Here is a 16818-nt window from a genome sequence, read left to right on the forward strand (position 1 = left end):
ACCTAAACTCAGTGGGGCCTTCCTTCATTCGTGAATTTAGCCACAATAATGCTTGTCATGTTGGCAATAAAGGCACTACCGATAATATCAGATGGATAATGATGTCCCAACCAAATACGAGAAAAACCTGTCAGCACAGATAATACCCCAAGGATTGAACCAAGGACACGGTCATAAAGAAAGATAGAAGCAGATACCGCAAATACAAGAAGGGTATGCTTACTTGGAAATGAAGAATCTAACTTTGAGGGAATGAGTATGCCAACCCGTTGTTTCACAAATGGACGTGGTTTAAAGTAAAAAAACTTAATCACAGCGTGCAGAAGCAAAGTAATTGCCGAAGACTTAATGGCATTACGAGACATTTTTCTGTACGCGTCACTTCTAAACCACATGAAAATCAAAACAAAAATAAACACAAAACGCATTTTTTTCGAAATGAATATCATGAGGTGATCCATTGGAGAACAGCGTCCAGAAAGCCGATTGATTGCCTTGAATACTTCGTAGTCCATAAGAATATCTCCTTTTTTAGGGATACAAATAAAATTCCCTAATAAGCAAGAAGTATGTATAACTGATAAAAGAATTCTCTAGAGGCATTGAAATGATTGAATTTTAGTTATTTATCCTTCCTGAGTCTGACTTATTTTTCACATAGAAAGAATAGGGATGGGGAAATGTAAAATGAATAGATAATAAATATGAGGTGATGATCATGTCAATTCAACGGGACCACAAGGAAAAGAATCATTATTACAAACAAGATGAGACTAAGCATTCCGAACAACATCCTCCATACTTTGACCCTTCTCTACCAAAGGAAACCATCATGATTGATGAGGATATGTCAAAAAACGCAACAAATGCTGATGATATTGAAATATAGTTTTTGGTAGTAACTTAAGAATGTCAAATATAAAAAAGCTGAATATTCACTTTCTAAAAATAAAAATGCCTACATTAAAATAGGCATTTTTATTAACTGAATTTTATCTATTTGTTAAAGGACTTTTATCGGGTAATAATTCCTTTGAAAATTCTGTAAGGGCAGCAGCATTGGGCATTTGGCTATTTGATCGAGTACTTATATTATTTAGGATATTTTGAAATGGTTGAAGCAAATGTCTGTTTTGATTCCTCCCAAACCCAAACATCGCTGCACTGACACCTAGACCTAATAAAGATACCCACAACATACCTCTGTTGTTTCTTTTCATCCCAAACATTTTTAAAATGTTTTGTCTTTGTCTTCCCCCTGTATTTAAAAACGCTGTTATCCAGTTAAGCATTTCAACCACTTCCTCCTTTTTGATTTGGATAGCAAAACTCCATTTCATCATTTAATATTGGCATTCAGGAATATAAAAATGCTGGCAATGTTTTGATATAGGCTTGAACTGACTTAATTATCCAAAATAGTGAAACAGATTTAAATTGCAGCAGGGAAACTTAACAAGTCATAAGATTTAGAGAATTTATAAAAAATTCCATCAATGCAGTTGATTTAATCACTTTATGGGGGTAATGATTAACTAAGGGGGATATGAGCTACAAAATCGAAGATCAAATTGAATGATAGGAGTTGAAAGATTGGGAAGCTAAGCTTTTCTTAAAGTGGAAAAGAAGAGAAAACGTGCGGACTGGATCCTTAAACATTATGATAGAGTAACAATTAGAAATGGGAAATACAATCAAGAATGTCTAAAGCAAAAATTAACGTTTGAAGATGAGTTTTTCAAATTATAAAAAACAAAAAACCACCAAATATGTATTTGGTGGAGACGGTGGGACGTGCACTTCCATGCTTTCGACATGGCACTGACTATATCTTGAACCTGTAGTAGAGGTCCTTTGGCGTATTATGCGAAATATAGATTTATCTGTTGAGAGATATAAATTCCGCATCCTAGTACTACCGAGCTTCGGCAGCCTATAAGTCGATACACGGCTGTTGGATTGCTCCACATACCGCTCGGCATTGCCTTATCACACTGTGTGTGACTTAGGTTTCACCGATAAAGCCAAATTTTCACTTATGTGTTGCCACATAAGGCGACTATAACTAATCGAACCCACGTCCAGAAACATCGCCACTTAAGCGTCTACGAGCGTAGTCGATATATTCGCAAGTTCACTGCAGCTTCTGCCTATCGACGGGCGTCCGTGCAGCTAGTCTGATTGATCTCTTCCTTTGTCCTCAGACGGTGGACTCCGGCGTAGCCTACTAAGAGTGAGTCCCTTACCCTACCACATAGGCGATGGAGGGAGGAACAGCTAAAGCGCTATTACGCAGCTAAAGCTAAGTTATTGTTAGTTTTGCCAGTTATTATTGGCTTTGACGTTTTATCGTGGACGATCCCCACGGCTCGCAACCCAAGCTCGAACTATCCCTGTCGAATCCGTAACGTCCCCATGATAGAAAGGGAAGAACGGGAAAGAATAAGTTCAGCGTGTAAGTCACTTATTCAATTGTTCTTACAGCCACAAGATTACCTCGCGACATCTATTAGTATAACAAATCCTGAGATAATTGCAAATACCAGATTCCGGAAATCTGTACAATCACATACCTTTTTGACGCTGAGCAAGTTCTCTCTGGATAGAGCGGTTCGCTTCTTTACGTTTCAGATCTTCACGTTTGTCATACTTCTTCTTACCACGGGCAAGACCGATCAGAAGCTTTGCCACACCGTTTTTGATGTATAGCTTCAAAGGAACGATGGAGTACCCTGCTTCTTTGGAATCACCGATCAGCTTATTGATTTGCTTTTTGTGAAGCAGGAGCTTACGTGTTCGGAGAGGTTCGTGATTAAATCGATTTCCTTGTTCATAGGGACTGATGTGCATATTATGAACGAAAATTTCTCCATTTTGGACACGGGCAAAAGAATCTTTCAAGTTTACACGACCACCACGGATCGCTTTGATTTCTGTTCCTTGCAGCACAAGACCCGCCTCATATGTTTCTTCTACGGCATAGTCATGACGCGCTTTTTTATTTTGGGCAATAAGCTTGCCTTCTCCCTTTGGCATTGGAATCCCCCTAGTCTTTCCGCTGGTTTACTCATTATTATCTCATATATCTTAGAAAAATTGTATTGTTACACTTGGAAAAGAAAAGGAGCAAAGGTTATCCCATTGCTCCTGAACCTTTATTTCTTCTTTTTGCGTTTGCTTCTAGGCGCATTTTCAAAGTGTTTCTTATTCGTTTTTTTCTTCTTGTTGTTTTTCGGTGGACGTGTTGACCATTCTCCGTCCTTTTTTCGGTCTGAAGATCGATTCGATTTTCCACGGTCCGATTTTCCTTTATCAGAGCGGATCGAGCGGACACGTTCTTCCCGTTCCTTGCGATTATTCTTCATTCCTACGATTTCAAAGTCGATGGCTCGCTCATCTTTATTGACGCTCACGACACGAACTGTGATCTCGTCTCCGATCCGGAATACGTTTGCCGTTCTTTCACCGATCATGGCAAGATGACGCTCATCAAACCGGTAGTAGTCGTCCGTCATATAACTCACATGGACAAGACCTTCAATTGTGTTAGGGAGTTCGACAAACATTCCGAAGTTCGTAACGGAACTGATGATACCGTCGTATTCTTCTCCCACTTTGTCTTCCATGTATTCTGCTTTTTTCAGCTCATCTGTCTCACGTTCTGCATCTACCGCTCGTCGCTCGCGGCTTGACGTGTGCTCAGCGATATGGCCCATTTGCGCGCCCCATTTTTCCCGTGTTGCCTGGTCAATCTTGCCTTCAATCAGGTAAGTCCTGATTAAGCGATGAACAATCAAGTCAGGGTAACGACGGATCGGTGATGTGAAATGAGTATAGAACTCTGTAGCGAGTCCAAAGTGTCCTAAGCTTTCAGGATCGTATTTCGCTTGCTGCATGGACCGCAGCATCATTGTCGATACAACCATTTCTTCAGGCTGCCCTTGTACGTCCTCGACAATCTCCTGGAGAGCCCGTGGATGGATCGAATTGGCTGTCCCTTTTACAATCAAGCCGAAATTTGTAATGAATTCGAAAAAGCGCTGCAGCTTATCTTCTTTTGGATCTTCATGGATACGATAGATGAACGGTACTTCCATCCAGTGGAAATGCTCAGCAACCGTCTCATTCGCCACTAACATGAACTCTTCGATCAGCTTTTCGGCTACTGAACGTTCACGCAGGACCACATCCGTCGGTTCTCCTTCTTCATCTACAAGCACTTTCGCTTCTTTGAAATCAAAGTCGATGGCTCCACGTTTCATACGTTTCGTACGGAGAACCTGTGCCAAGTCTTCCATTTCCTCGAACATCGGTACCAAAGGCTCGTATTTTTTACGAAGTTCTTCATCTTTATCCACAAGAATCTTATTCACATCTGAATATGTCATTCGTTCGGTTGTCTTAATGACACTTTGGAAGATTTCGTGTTTCACGACATCCCCCTCAGGTGAAATCTCCATATCACATGATAGAGTCAAACGGTCCACCTTGGGATTAAGAGAGCAAATTCCGTTTGATAATCGGTGCGGAATCATTGGGATGACCCGGTCTACCAAATATACGGATGTACCTCTATCAAAAGCTTCCTGGTCAATCGGAGAGCTTTCTTTTACATAGTACGTTACGTCAGCAATATGTACCCCAAGCTTGTAGTTTCCATTGGTAAGCTTCGTTACAGTCACAGCATCGTCCAAGTCCTTGGCGTCAGCACCATCAATCGTCACGATCGTCTGGTCACGCAGGTCTCTCCGATTCGGGATTTCTGATTCGTCGATTTCACTTGGCACATTATTCGCCTGATCCATGACTTCTTCAGGGAATTCGATGTCAATTCCGTGTTTATGGATGATAGAGAGAATATCGACTCCTGGATCATTTTTATGACCAAGGATCTCAATGACCTCACCCTCTGCACTCTTGCGCCCTTCAGGATAGGAAGTTAATTTCACGACGACCTTATGGCCTTCCGTTGCACCCATTTGAGCAGACTTTGGGATAAAGATATCACTGGCAAACTTCTTATCATCCGGTATGACGAATCCAAAATGTTTACTTTCCGTGAACGTCCCAACCATTTGGTCGACACCGCGCTCTACGATTCTTACAACGGTTCCTTCTCTTCTGGAACCTGATGAAGAAGTAGATACTCTTACTAATACGATATCGCCGTGCATGGCGTTATTCGTTTCATTAGGAGGGATGAAGATATCGTCCATTCCTGATTCTTCCGGTATCACAAACGCAAATCCTTTTGCATGAGCGGATACTTTCCCTCTTACCAGATTCATTTTTTCAGGTAAGCCGTAGCGGTTACTTCTTGTGCGTACGACCAGCCCTTTCTCTTCCATTACGACAAGAGCCTTTACGAATTCCTTGAAGTTCGTGGACCCTTCAATTCCGAATGCTTCTTCAAGCTCCTGTACCGTCAATGGCTTGTATGCTTCTTCCTTCATGTAGGAAAGGAGTCTATCCACATGCCCTTTAATATTTTCGTCCATGACAATCCCTCCTGATCATCGAATTCATTAAACCATCCAGTCCAATTTCTCCAAGAAACCGTAGACGTCTTCATGAAGCTGTTCTTTTTCTTTATCTAATGTAATCACATGACCGGACTCTTCGTACCACTTAATGTCTTTGTCATCGGATTCAACGTTATCATAGATGATATTCGCAGAATCCGTATTGATCATATGGTCATGCCTTGCCTGTACAACAAACGTCGGTGAATAGATCATATCCACATTTTCACGCACGTCTGCAATCAATTCCTGCAGTGCCTTCAATGTATTCATCGGCGTTTTCTTAAACTCTTCTATTTCTTTTTCAATTTGTTCTTCTGGTTTTCCTTCAAATTTCTTAAATTCACGGGCGTAATCCACGACCCCTTTATACATGACTTCTTCACTTTTTATATACATCGGCGCACACATAGGGACAATACCCTTTACAGGTACAGTGTAACCTAATTTAAGAGAAAATACCCCTCCAAGGGAAAGACCGGCAACAGCAATCTCTTCATATCCCTTACTCTTCAAATGCTCATATCCGTCCATGACATCCTGCCACCAATCTTCAGGTCCCGTATGAACCAATTCTTCTGGTGGTACACCATGTCCCTTATAGTGAGGGGCATGGGATGAATAGCCTTTCTTTTCTAAGTAACGGCCTAGCATCCGGACGTCCGCGGAATTCCCAGTGAATCCGTGAAGTAATAAAACGGCACGGGGACCTGCTTCAAAGGTGAATGGTTTTGGTAATACGGTTTTCATAGCTAGTGACTCCTTTTATCTGATTTTAAACAAACGTTTGATTAGTTGATTGGAACCTTGAGTTGCAGGGCCTCAACCTGTTAAACGATTGTTTAAATGATTTCCTTATGTACTGTGATTTTTGATTGATTTTTGTTAAACAAACGTTTGATTAGTTATGGAAAAGCTTGATACCAAAGGCTTCGTTCGATTAAACGATCGTTTAAACCACTCTTCTTCTCTATTTTTAGCAAACATTGGTCAGACAATCCAATATTTCGCTTGAAAAAACAGTTTAGTTTTTGTTTGTTTCAGAACTCTTTTTTAAGATTCCCGTCGAAAGAGTGAGTGCTGGTTGATTTCCGCTCCAGGTGCTCGCTTTCCGCGGGGCGTGAGTTGAGCCTCCTCGGGCTTCGCCCTGTGGGGTCTCAACTTTCCCGCTTTTCCCGCAGGAGTCGAGCACCTGCAGCGAGAATCAACTTTCTAAGCATGAGATTATAAACTAATGAATATGTCATTCATTTTTTCAAAAAGCTTTTTTCCATCGTATGTATAAGTATATTTCCGCATTATATTAGATACACTAATTCCCTTCGAGTGTTTGTTATCTCTTCTTTGCTAAAATTGCCTTAAGTATTATGAAGTATATTTCTAATTGGATTGTTTTTCGACACTTTTAGCTCTGTCATGCACACCACTCACCATCAAGCAAGTCCTCATTTACAGAGCCAAAGCAGATCATACGTTAAAAAAATAATCTTTAAGATTTAATCCTGTTTAAATAAAAAAACCTGACCTTAATGATCAGGTTTTTGTACGTATTAGATAGCTACGATGGCAATGGTTAGTACGAAGAATAGTACTGATAATACAATTGTGATTCTGTGCAGTACTAAGTCAATACCACGAGCTTTTTGTTTTCCGAAAAGTTGTTCTGCACCACCAGAGATGGCCCCTGAAAGTCCAGCACTTTTACCTGACTGAAGTAATACAATGGCGATTAGTGCGATTGATACAATAATAAGTAAAGTGACGAGTATTGTGTGCATGAGTCCCACCTCCTGATACGAACATAGCATTACTACTAGTTTACCATAGGGATTGTGGAGTGGACAAGGTAATATTGTTTGAATTGTGGAAAGAGTTGGTTAGGAATTAGAGTGTGCGTCGGTGTGGATTAAGAATCGATGTCCATTTCGTTTTTGGGATTATATGATAATCGGCTGGATTATGGATAATTCCGGCTGGATTTTTCTCGAAAACGGCCGGATTTTCACCAAAACCGGCTGGATTTCCATCGATCCGTTGATTATAGATATAATAATGCCATTCAAGTCAAAAAAAGCAGCCCCCTCCAAAGACGGGGCTGCTTTTCAAATTGCTTGTATTAGCGATTTACGTTATAGAATGTTTTCGCTCCAAGATATTGAGCTGTGTGAGCTAATTGATCTTCGATGCGAAGAAGTTGGTTGTACTTCGCTACGCGGTCTGTACGTGATGGAGCACCTGTTTTGATTTGACCCGCGTTTGTTGCTACTGCAATATCAGCGATTGTGCTGTCTTCTGTTTCACCAGAACGGTGAGAGATGACTGCTGTGTAACCAGCGCGTTTCGCCATTTCGATTGCATCGAATGTTTCAGTAAGTGTACCGATTTGGTTCACTTTGATCAGGATCGAGTTACCGATACCCTGCTCGATACCTTGAGAAAGCTTAGTTGTATTTGTAACAAATAAGTCATCCCCAACTAGCTGAACTTTCTTACCGATACGCTCAGTTAGAAGTTTGAAACCATCCCAGTCGTTTTCGTCAAGACCGTCTTCGATTGAAACGATTGGATATTTGTTGCACATTTCTTCATACCAATCAACCATTTCTGCAGATGAACGAACAACGCCTTCACCTGAAAGATGGTATTTACCGTCTTCTTTGTTGTAAATTTCAGAAGCTGCAACGTCCATAGCAAGAAGAACTTCTTCCCCTGGCTTGTAACCAGCTTTTTCGATTGCTTCGATAATTGTAGAAAGTGCTTCTTCGTTTGACTTAAGGTTTGGAGCGAATCCACCTTCGTCACCTACTGCCGTGTTGTAGCCTTTACCTTTAAGTACTGATTTCAGGCTGTGGAAGATTTCTGTACCCATGCGCAGACCTTCTTTAAATGTAGAAGCTCCTACAGGCATGATCATGAATTCCTGGATGTCTACGTTGTTGTCAGCGTGCTCTCCACCGTTAACGATGTTCATCATTGGTACTGGAAGCTGCTTCGCGTTGAATCCACCAAGGTATTGGTATAATTCAACTCCGAAGAAGTCAGCAGCTGCACGAGCTACAGCCATAGATACACCAAGGATTGCATTCGCACCAAGTTTACCTTTGTTTTCTGTACCGTCAAGAGCGATCATCGCCTGGTCGATTGCCACTTGCTCAGTGATGTCATAACCGATCAGTTCTTCAGCGATTTCGTTGTTTACGTTATCAACTGCTTTTTGTACCCCTTTACCAAGGTAGCGGCCTTTTTCACCGTCACGAAGTTCAACTGCTTCGTATTCACCAGTTGAAGCTCCAGATGGAACTAGTGCGCGTCCGAAAGCACCTGATTGGGTGTAAACTTCTACTTCGATTGTTGGGTTCCCGCGTGAATCCAATACTTCACGAGCATATACGTCTGTAATAAATGGCATTTAGAATCTCTCCTTATTTTTTAATTAATGATTTTCCAGTCATTTCAGCTGGTTGATTGACATTTAATAAATCTAACATAGTTGGAGCAAGGTCTCCTAACTTTCCACCTTCACGAAGCTCGATTCCTCTTTTCGTTACGATGACAGGGACCGGGTTCGTAGTGTGTGCCGTCATAGGCTTGCCTTCTTCAGTCAGAACTTCATCTGCATTCCCGTGGTCTGCTGTGATGATGGCTGTTCCACCTTTTTCAGTGATGAGGTCAATGATTTTCCCAAGACACTCATCCACTGTTTCCACGGCTTTGATCGTCGGCTCAAGCATACCTGAATGTCCGACCATGTCCGGGTTTGCAAAGTTCAGGATAATGGCATCCTGACGGTCTTCACGAATTTCTTCAAGTAAGGCGTCCGTCACTTCATACGCGCTCATTTCAGGCTTCAGGTCATACGTTGCCACTTTAGGAGAATCGATCAAAATTCGTTTTTCCCCCGGGAACTCATCTTCACGACCACCGCTCATAAAGAACGTGACATGAGGATACTTCTCCGTCTCGGCGATACGCAATTGCTTCAGTCCGTTTTGTGAAAGGACTTCACCAAGTGTATTATCAAGATTTGTCGGTTTGAAAGCAACAAATCCATCAACCGTTTCACTGAATCGTGTTAAGCAGACAAAGTGAAGGTTCTTCGGATGCTTGTCTCCGCGCACAAATGAACGGAAGTCTGCATTTGCAAATGTATTCGAAATCTGGATCGCCCGGTCAGGACGGAAGTTGTAAAAGATGACAGCATCATCGTCTTTAATCGTTGCAACCGGCTCTCCGTTTTCTTTCGTCATCACAGATGGAATGACGAATTCATCGTAGATTCCATTTTCGTATGAATCGTTCACAAGTTCCATCGGATCATGATAGCTTGGACCTTCACCGTATACCATGGCACGGTAGGATTTCTCCACACGTTCCCAGCGCTTGTCACGGTCCATGGAATAGTAACGACCAGAAATCGTCGCAAATTGGCCAACGCCGATTTCTTTCATTTTCGCTTCTGCATCTTCAATATACTTCTTCGCCGTTTGAGGACCGACGTCTCGGCCGTCAAGGAAGGCATGGACATAGACATCTTTCATTCCTTCTTTAGAAGCTAAACCAAGAAGGGCATAAAGATGTTCGATATGGCTGTGCACACCACCATCCGAAAGTAGTCCGAAGATATGAAGATTCGTGCCTTTTTCCTTCGCATGATTGATGGCGTCAAGGAAAGTGGCATTCGTTTCGAATTCACCTTCACGAATCGCTAAATTCACACGTGTTAAGCTTTGGTACACGATACGTCCGGCACCAATATTTAAGTGACCCACTTCGGAGTTCCCCATTTGTCCTTCAGGAAGTCCTACCGCTTCGCCACTTGCAGTTAATTGATTATGAGGGTACTGATTCCACAAACGATCAAAGTTCGGCTTGTTCGCTTGGGCTACAGCGTTTCCTTCTTTTGTGTTACGGCAAGCAAAACCATCTAAGATGATTAACGCTACTGGTGACTTACTCATGTGTACTTGCCCCTTCTAAAAGCTGCAAGAAGCTTTGTGGTTCAAGGCTTGCTCCACCGACAAGGGCACCATCGATATCCGATTGGGCCATGTATTCTTTAATGTTGTTAGGTTTCACACTACCACCGTATTGAATTCGCACTGCATCTGCTGCTTCTTGAGAGAATTCTCCTGCAACCACTTGACGGATATGAGCACAAACTTCGTTCGCATCTTCAGCTGTAGACGATTTACCTGTTCCGATTGCCCAGATAGGTTCATAAGCAATGACGGTATGTTTCACTTGATCTGCTGATAGACCGGCAAGTGCTTTTCTCACTTGGTTACCGACAAGTTCTTTTGTTTCATTGTTTTCGCGTTGTTCGAGGGTCTCTCCTACACAAACGATTGGAGTTAAGCCGTGTTTAAAAGCAGCAAGAGTCTTTTTGTTCACTGACTCGTCTGTTTCATTGAACATTTCACGACGCTCTGAGTGTCCAAGGATGACATACTTTACGCCTAAATCAGAAAGCGCTACAGGGCTGACTTCTCCTGTGAATGCTCCGTTTTCTTCAAAGTGCATATTTTGAGCACCAATTTCTACCTTGTATTCTTTTGAAATGTTCACTAAGCTTTCTAAAAATAGAGCTGGAGAACAAATGACAGAATCGACAACCTCTTGATCAGGAACTAATCCTTGTACTTCTTCGGTAAAAGATTTTGCTTCCGATAACGTCTTGTTCATCTTCCAGTTACCTGCAATGATCGGTTTACGCATTGTACCCATCCTTTCTGTTTTATAATCGGTTCCAAAAATTGTTGGTCTTTGAAAAGCGATTATTTATCGTTAAGAGCCACTACTCCAGGAAGTTCTTTTCCTTCCATGAACTCTAGTGAAGCTCCACCACCTGTAGAAATATGACTCATCTTATCAGCATAGCCGAATTTCTCAACGGCTGCTGCAGAGTCACCGCCACCGATAACAGAATATGTATCTGTTGCATCGGCTAACGCCTCCGCTACGGCTTTCGTTCCATTTGCAAATGTTTCTAATTCGAATACACCCATCGGTCCGTTCCAGATTACAAGCTTAGAGCTTTTGATCGTATCCTGGAATAATGCTCTAGTCTTAGGCCCGATATCAAGTGCTTCCCAATCGGAAGGAATCGAATCGATATCCACTTCCTTCGTATTTGCATCATTTGAGAAGTCATCGGCAACGACTACATCAACAGGCATAAGGAATTTGACGCCTTTTTCTTCTGCTTTCTTCATGAATTGCTTCGCTAAATCAATCTTGTCTTCTTCAAGAAGGGATTTCCCTACCTCATGGCCTTGGGCTTTCACAAATGTGTAAGCAAGTCCTCCACCGATGATCAGGTTGTCCACTTTATCTAATAGGTTGTCAATGACACCGATTTTATCTTTTACTTTTGCTCCACCAACGATCGCTGTAAAAGGGCGTTCAGGGTTAGATAGAGCTTTTCCTAATACGTCCAGCTCTTTCTCCATTAGAATGCCTGCTACAGCTGGAAGGTGCTTGGCAATCCCTTCAGTAGAAGCATGAGCTCGGTGAGCAGCACCAAATGCATCGTTTACATAAAGATCAGCAAGAGCTGCAAATTCTTTTGCAAGTTCAGGATCATTCTTTGTTTCTCCCGGGTAGAAGCGGACGTTTTCCAGTACAAGAACGTCGCCTTCAGCCATGTCGCTGATCTTGGATTGAACAGCTTCACCATAAGCTTCATCGGCCTTTGCTACATTTTTCCCAAGAAGTTCGGAAAGTCTTTCTGCTACCGGGGTTAAGCGCAGTTCTTCCACCACTTCACCTTTAGGACGACCTAAGTGACTAGCCAGAATGACTTTCGCCCCGCCATCCACTAAGTACTTAATGGTAGGAAGTGCAGCTTGAATACGAGTTTCATCTGTAATCTTGCCTTCAGACATCGGTACGTTGAAGTCTACACGGCAAAATACGCGTTTCCCTCTTACATCGACATCTTTAATCGACTTTTTGTTCATCGTAAAAGGCCTCCTTTAGTTTTCAATTTCTACATCTTTTTCAAGAAAATAGAAATAGCAATAAGAAAAGGGAGAGGGGAATCTTCCCCGCTCCCCTTCATCACATCTTCATTATAGATGGTGGGACAAAATTTATCCATCAATCACCATGCTAATGATGTCAATTTACAAAACTTTATCGATTAAAGTCCTTTAGAAGCGATATAACCTGCAAGGTCAACTACACGGTTAGAGTAACCGCTCTCGTTGTCATACCAAGAGATTACTTTTACCATGTTATCTTCCAGAACCATTGTAGATAATGCATCAATTGTAGAAGAAGCCGGGCTGCCGTTGTAATCAGTTGATACTAAAGGCTCTTCGCTGTACGCAAGGATTCCTTTAAGATCGCCTTCAGCCGCTTCTTTAAGCGCAGCATTCACATCTTCAGCTGTTACGTTTTTATCAAGTTCAGCAACTAAGTCTACTAGAGACACATTTGGAGTTGGAACACGAACCGCTCCACCGTTCAGTTTCCCTTTAAGCTCAGGAAGAACAAGAGATACAGCTTTTGCAGCACCTGTAGTGGTTGGAATCATGTTCTCAGCAGCTGCACGTGCACGACGGTAATCTTTATGTGGTAAGTCTAAGATTTGTTGGTCGTTTGTGTAAGAGTGGATGGTTGTCATCATTCCACGCTTGATGCCGAATTTATCGTTAAGAACTTTAGCGAATGGCGCTAAGCAGTTTGTTGTACAAGATGCGTTAGAGATAACATCATGGCTAGCCGCGTCATACTTGTCTTCGTTAACACCCATAACCACTGTGATATCTTCATCAGATGCAGGAGCAGAGATGATCACTTTCTTCGCACCAGCTTCGATGTGTTTCGCAGCGTCAGCACGCTTTGTGAAACGTCCAGTAGATTCAACAACGATATCTACACCAAGATCTCCCCAACCAAGTTGAGCAGGATCGCGCTCAGCTAATACTTTTACTTTTTTACCGCCAACTACAAGGTAGTCACCGTCAACAGTTACTTTCTCTTGAAGAGTTCCGTGAACTGTATCATATTGTAAAAGGTGAGCAAGCATGTTTGCATCAGTTAAGTCATTAACCGCTACTACCTCTACGTCGTTATTTTTAAGTGCTGCACGGAATACATTACGTCCGATACGTCCAAATCCGTTAATACCAATTTTTGTTGCCATGAATAATTTCCTCCTTTAGATCGTTAAGGATGATTTTTTTATATTTCAAAAGGGCTTACCCTTTTAAAAGCTCTCTTGCGGCTCCCTCATCCGTTATGAGCACGGTTTTCGGTGGAGCACTCTTCATATACGCTCGAATCGCTTTCGCTTTCGAGCTGCCGCCAGCGACGGCGATGACGCTTTCGATGTGACTTAAATCTTCTAATTGCAGGCCGATCGTTGGCACCTTATGTACCACTTCACCCGCTTCGTTAAAATAATAACCAAATGACTCCCCGACTGCATGACCATCTGTGATCTTCTCAAAGTCTTCCTCCGTGGTCTTTCGTCTTTCAGCCATTGTGATAGCATCTCCAATCCCATGGAGGACCATGTTAGCCGATTTGATTAAATTCAAAACTTCTTTGATCATCGGTTCTTTCAAGAAGGACTTGTATACTTCTTTACTAACCTGATCCGGCACATATAAAACACGATGTCGCGTTCTCGTATGCTCAGCCATCTTGGCACATATGGTGTTAGCCTGGTTTTTAACGTCTTCTCCAATCCCGCCCCGAGCAGGAACAAACAAGGCAGAGTCAGAGAAATCCGGTGTAAGCATCTCTGCTACAGCGGCCATCGTCGAGCCTCCAGTCACAGCGATGATAGTATTTCCTTTCAGGCGACGTTTCATACTAGAAGCTGATGCACGCCCTAATTCTTCTTTTACCCAAGGAGACTCATCACTATTCCCAGGAACGATTACAATTTCATGAAGATTAAGTAAAGATTTTAATTCCTGTTCCATTACGTTGATTCCCGAAACTTCTCTCACCATACTTTCAAGGCTTTCCAAAAGCTGAATGCCATCCTCCGTCATGATCATGCCAGAGGTTTTAATATCAATGAGATCTTGGTTGTTAAGGAACTCCACTTCGCTTCTCAGTACACGTTCGGTCAGGCCCATGTTCTGAGCAAGACTTCTGCGTCCGACAGGCTGCATGAATCGGATGGAACGAAGAATTTGATGCCTTTTTTGCATAACTTCAAGCAGGTCAGGTAATAATCGCTTTTGTATGTCAATTAAAGATTCCATAGATAAAAGCTCCTTCAAATGAAGTGCGTGGATGTGGTGGACTATAAAAGTCCCACCTAGACATATTATGTCCCACTACCTCCAAAAAAAATTCATCCCTGCTTTCAAAGTTCATTTTATCAGGGTATGAATCGTAATTCAACTAGAAACTATCGGGTTTTTTCATGTAAACGCTTGCTTAGCGTAAAATAATCAATTTGCCCATATTGAAGGATTTCACCGTCCATCTCCACGACTGGAATCATCAGTCCGAAACGTTCGGTCAAATCGTCACTTTCATCAATGTCGATTTCTTTAATTTCGAATCCAAGTTCATCCTGGAGCAACTTTAATGTAATTTTTGCGTCTTGGCAAAGTCCGCATTGGTTTCGTGTATAGAATAGGACTTGTTTCATGTTGGAGCCTCGCTTTTTCATTGGTTGAGAATAGGGTTTGTACCAGGTACAAGATGGTTGGAATGTACCTGGTACACCCTCTATTCATATCTCTTCCTCATCGTGGAAGAAGCAATCCCTAATTGATCACGGTATTTCGCTATCGTTCTTCTAGAGACATCATACCCTTTATCCAATAATAGGTTCACTATTTTCTGATCAGACAGTGGCTTTTTCTTGTCTTCATCATCAACAAGCCTTTGTAACTCATTTTTCACCGATGTGGCTGAAGCTGCTTCTGAATCATCGAGCTTGACCGATTTGATCGCCGAGGTAAAGAAGTACTTCAGTTCAAAAACCCCATATGGAGTTTGCATATATTTACCCTTCACAGCACGGCTGATGGTCGATTCATGAACATCGATTTCTTCTGCCACCTGTCTCAAGGTCAAGGGCTGGATTGCTGATGGTCCTTTTAAGAAGAATGCTTTCTGCTTTTCTGCAAGCATCTTTCCCACTTTCAGGATGGTTTGTTTTCGCTGGCGTAAACTTTGTAGTAGCCATTGGAAATCCTGCTCCTTTTCCTGAAGGTAGGACTGGACTTCCTTATCCCGGTGATATTTTAGGAAATCTGTGTACTCTTCATTATATGTGACGTTTATAGTCGTACCGTCATACAACGATACGGACACGGTATGACCATCGATCACTTTTACGACAAGCTCAGGAATAATGTATTCAGCGATATGATGAGAATACTTTGATCCGGGTCTCGGATTGCACTGCTGGATGAAATCCGCTGCCAGCTGGATGTCTTTTAGCTCAACCGCAAGATCCTTGGCGACTGCCTTCCACTTCTTTTCTGCAAAAGCTTGAAAATGGTTATCTACAATCATCGTAACCAGAGGGGGTACATTGGCTTTCCGCTGCAACTGAAGGGCTATGCACTCCTTCAGTGATCTGGCTCCTATTCCAGCCGGTTCTAATTCCTGAAGCCTACTAATATAGTTTTCTAGTTGAGACATTTCCAGACCATGTTTTTGAACGAAGGATTCTTCGTCTATTCTCAAATAACCGTTATCATCCAAGCTAAATATTAATTCATCCAGTATCTTTCTCCCTGAAGAAGTAAGCGATTTCAAATTTAATTGAACAGATAATGCATCCGCAAGGGATCTCTTTGGCACGGATACATATTCATACCAATCCACCGTGTTTTCGTGATTGACGGCATTTCGTTTAAATGTTTGAGGTTCTCGTTGATGAAGGGGGTCTTGCTTAGGCGGTTCTAATTGTATAAGGGGATTCTCTAATTGCTTAGCTTCTAGATAAGCATTCAGTTCCATCGTAGAATATTGGAGGATGGTGATGGCTTGAGAAAGCTGCTGCGTCATTTGAAGTTTTAATTGTTGATTTTGAAAAAGTCCTGCTTTCAAATTCATGATTCTTAACCTCCCATTTATCTATTCTACAATAAAATTGGTGGTTCGTTAATGGGAATTCGTTGGTAGTTGGTGGGTATGTACTATATATATGTCTTTTCCCTCAAAAACTTTCACGAGGATAGCAGTAGTTGATTTCCGCTCCAGGTGCTCGCTTTCCGCGGGGCGTGAGTTGAGCCTCCTCGGGCTTTGCCCTGTGGGGTCTCAACTTTCCCGCTATTCCCGCAGGAGTCGAGCACCTTCCGCTCCAATCAAT

The 16818-nt window shown here is 42.2% G+C and carries 15 protein-coding genes and 1 other RNA gene; 1 reads left to right on the plus strand and 15 read right to left on the minus strand.

Annotation, left to right across the window (positions count from 1 at the left end; translation table 11 throughout):
* Positions 1-8: 8 nt before the first annotated feature.
* Positions 9-515, minus strand: a complete 507-nt coding sequence (locus ACXAF2_RS08785) for an undecaprenyl-diphosphatase (RefSeq protein ID WP_475138210.1) — start codon at positions 513-515, stop codon at positions 9-11.
* 203 nt (positions 516-718) lie between these two features.
* Here ACXAF2_RS08785 and ACXAF2_RS08790 point away from each other — a divergent pair, with 203 nt between their 5' ends.
* On the plus strand, positions 719-889 hold the full coding sequence (locus ACXAF2_RS08790; RefSeq protein ID WP_475138211.1) for a hypothetical protein: 171 nt from the start codon (positions 719-721) through the stop codon (positions 887-889).
* Between the two features lie 103 nt (positions 890-992).
* Here ACXAF2_RS08790 and ACXAF2_RS08795 read toward each other — a convergent pair whose 3' ends face one another.
* The 14 genes from ACXAF2_RS08795 to rpoN form a co-directional block, all read right to left on the minus strand.
* Positions 993-1292: a hypothetical protein gene (locus tag ACXAF2_RS08795; RefSeq protein ID WP_475138212.1), complete on the minus strand. Its 300-nt coding sequence runs from the start codon at positions 1290-1292 to the stop codon at positions 993-995.
* Between the two features lie 774 nt (positions 1293-2066).
* Positions 2067-2407: a transfer-messenger RNA gene (gene ssrA, locus ACXAF2_RS08800) on the minus strand.
* A 158-nt stretch (positions 2408-2565) separates the two neighbouring features.
* Positions 2566-3036: an SsrA-binding protein SmpB gene (gene smpB, locus ACXAF2_RS08805; RefSeq protein ID WP_044338267.1), complete on the minus strand. Its 471-nt coding sequence runs from the start codon at positions 3034-3036 to the stop codon at positions 2566-2568.
* Positions 3037-3155: 119 nt separating this feature from the next.
* A complete protein-coding gene (gene rnr / locus ACXAF2_RS08810) occupies positions 3156-5498 on the minus strand; it encodes a ribonuclease R (protein WP_475138213.1) in 2343 nt (780 codons plus the stop codon).
* 27 nt (positions 5499-5525) lie between these two features.
* The gene (locus ACXAF2_RS08815; protein ID WP_475138214.1) at positions 5526-6272 is read right to left on the minus strand and encodes an alpha/beta hydrolase; all 747 of its coding nucleotides are present in this window, start codon (positions 6270-6272) and stop codon (positions 5526-5528) included.
* An 800-nt stretch (positions 6273-7072) separates the two neighbouring features.
* A complete protein-coding gene (secG, locus tag ACXAF2_RS08820; RefSeq protein ID WP_044338270.1) occupies positions 7073-7300 on the minus strand; it encodes a preprotein translocase subunit SecG in 228 nt (75 codons plus the stop codon).
* A gap of 338 nt (positions 7301-7638) precedes the next feature.
* Positions 7639-8931, minus strand: coding sequence for a phosphopyruvate hydratase (gene eno / locus ACXAF2_RS08825; RefSeq protein ID WP_044338271.1), 1293 nt, complete (start codon positions 8929-8931; stop codon positions 7639-7641).
* A 13-nt stretch (positions 8932-8944) separates the two neighbouring features.
* Complete coding sequence (gene gpmI, locus ACXAF2_RS08830) at positions 8945-10480, minus strand: 2,3-bisphosphoglycerate-independent phosphoglycerate mutase (RefSeq protein WP_475138215.1); 1536 nt, start codon at positions 10478-10480, stop codon at positions 8945-8947.
* Positions 10473-11237, minus strand: a complete 765-nt coding sequence (gene tpiA, locus ACXAF2_RS08835) for a triose-phosphate isomerase (protein WP_475138216.1) — start codon at positions 11235-11237, stop codon at positions 10473-10475. The genes gpmI and tpiA overlap by 8 nt, the downstream gene beginning before the upstream one ends.
* A gap of 59 nt (positions 11238-11296) precedes the next feature.
* The gene (locus tag ACXAF2_RS08840) at positions 11297-12481 is read right to left on the minus strand and encodes a phosphoglycerate kinase (RefSeq protein WP_282138550.1); all 1185 of its coding nucleotides are present in this window, start codon (positions 12479-12481) and stop codon (positions 11297-11299) included.
* Positions 12482-12663: 182 nt separating this feature from the next.
* Complete coding sequence (gene gap / locus ACXAF2_RS08845; protein ID WP_044338275.1) at positions 12664-13671, minus strand: type I glyceraldehyde-3-phosphate dehydrogenase; 1008 nt, start codon at positions 13669-13671, stop codon at positions 12664-12666.
* Between the two features lie 55 nt (positions 13672-13726).
* Positions 13727-14746: a sugar-binding transcriptional regulator gene (locus ACXAF2_RS08850; RefSeq protein WP_475138217.1), complete on the minus strand. Its 1020-nt coding sequence runs from the start codon at positions 14744-14746 to the stop codon at positions 13727-13729.
* Between the two features lie 149 nt (positions 14747-14895).
* Entirely contained in the window at positions 14896-15141 is a 246-nt protein-coding gene (locus tag ACXAF2_RS08855; protein WP_475138218.1) for a glutaredoxin family protein, read from the minus strand.
* A gap of 80 nt (positions 15142-15221) precedes the next feature.
* Positions 15222-16562, minus strand: coding sequence for an RNA polymerase factor sigma-54 (rpoN, locus tag ACXAF2_RS08860; protein WP_475138219.1), 1341 nt, complete (start codon positions 16560-16562; stop codon positions 15222-15224).
* Between the last annotated feature and the right edge of the window lie 256 nt (positions 16563-16818).

This window comes from Rossellomorea sp. ABR4_004 (genome assembly GCF_056159585.1).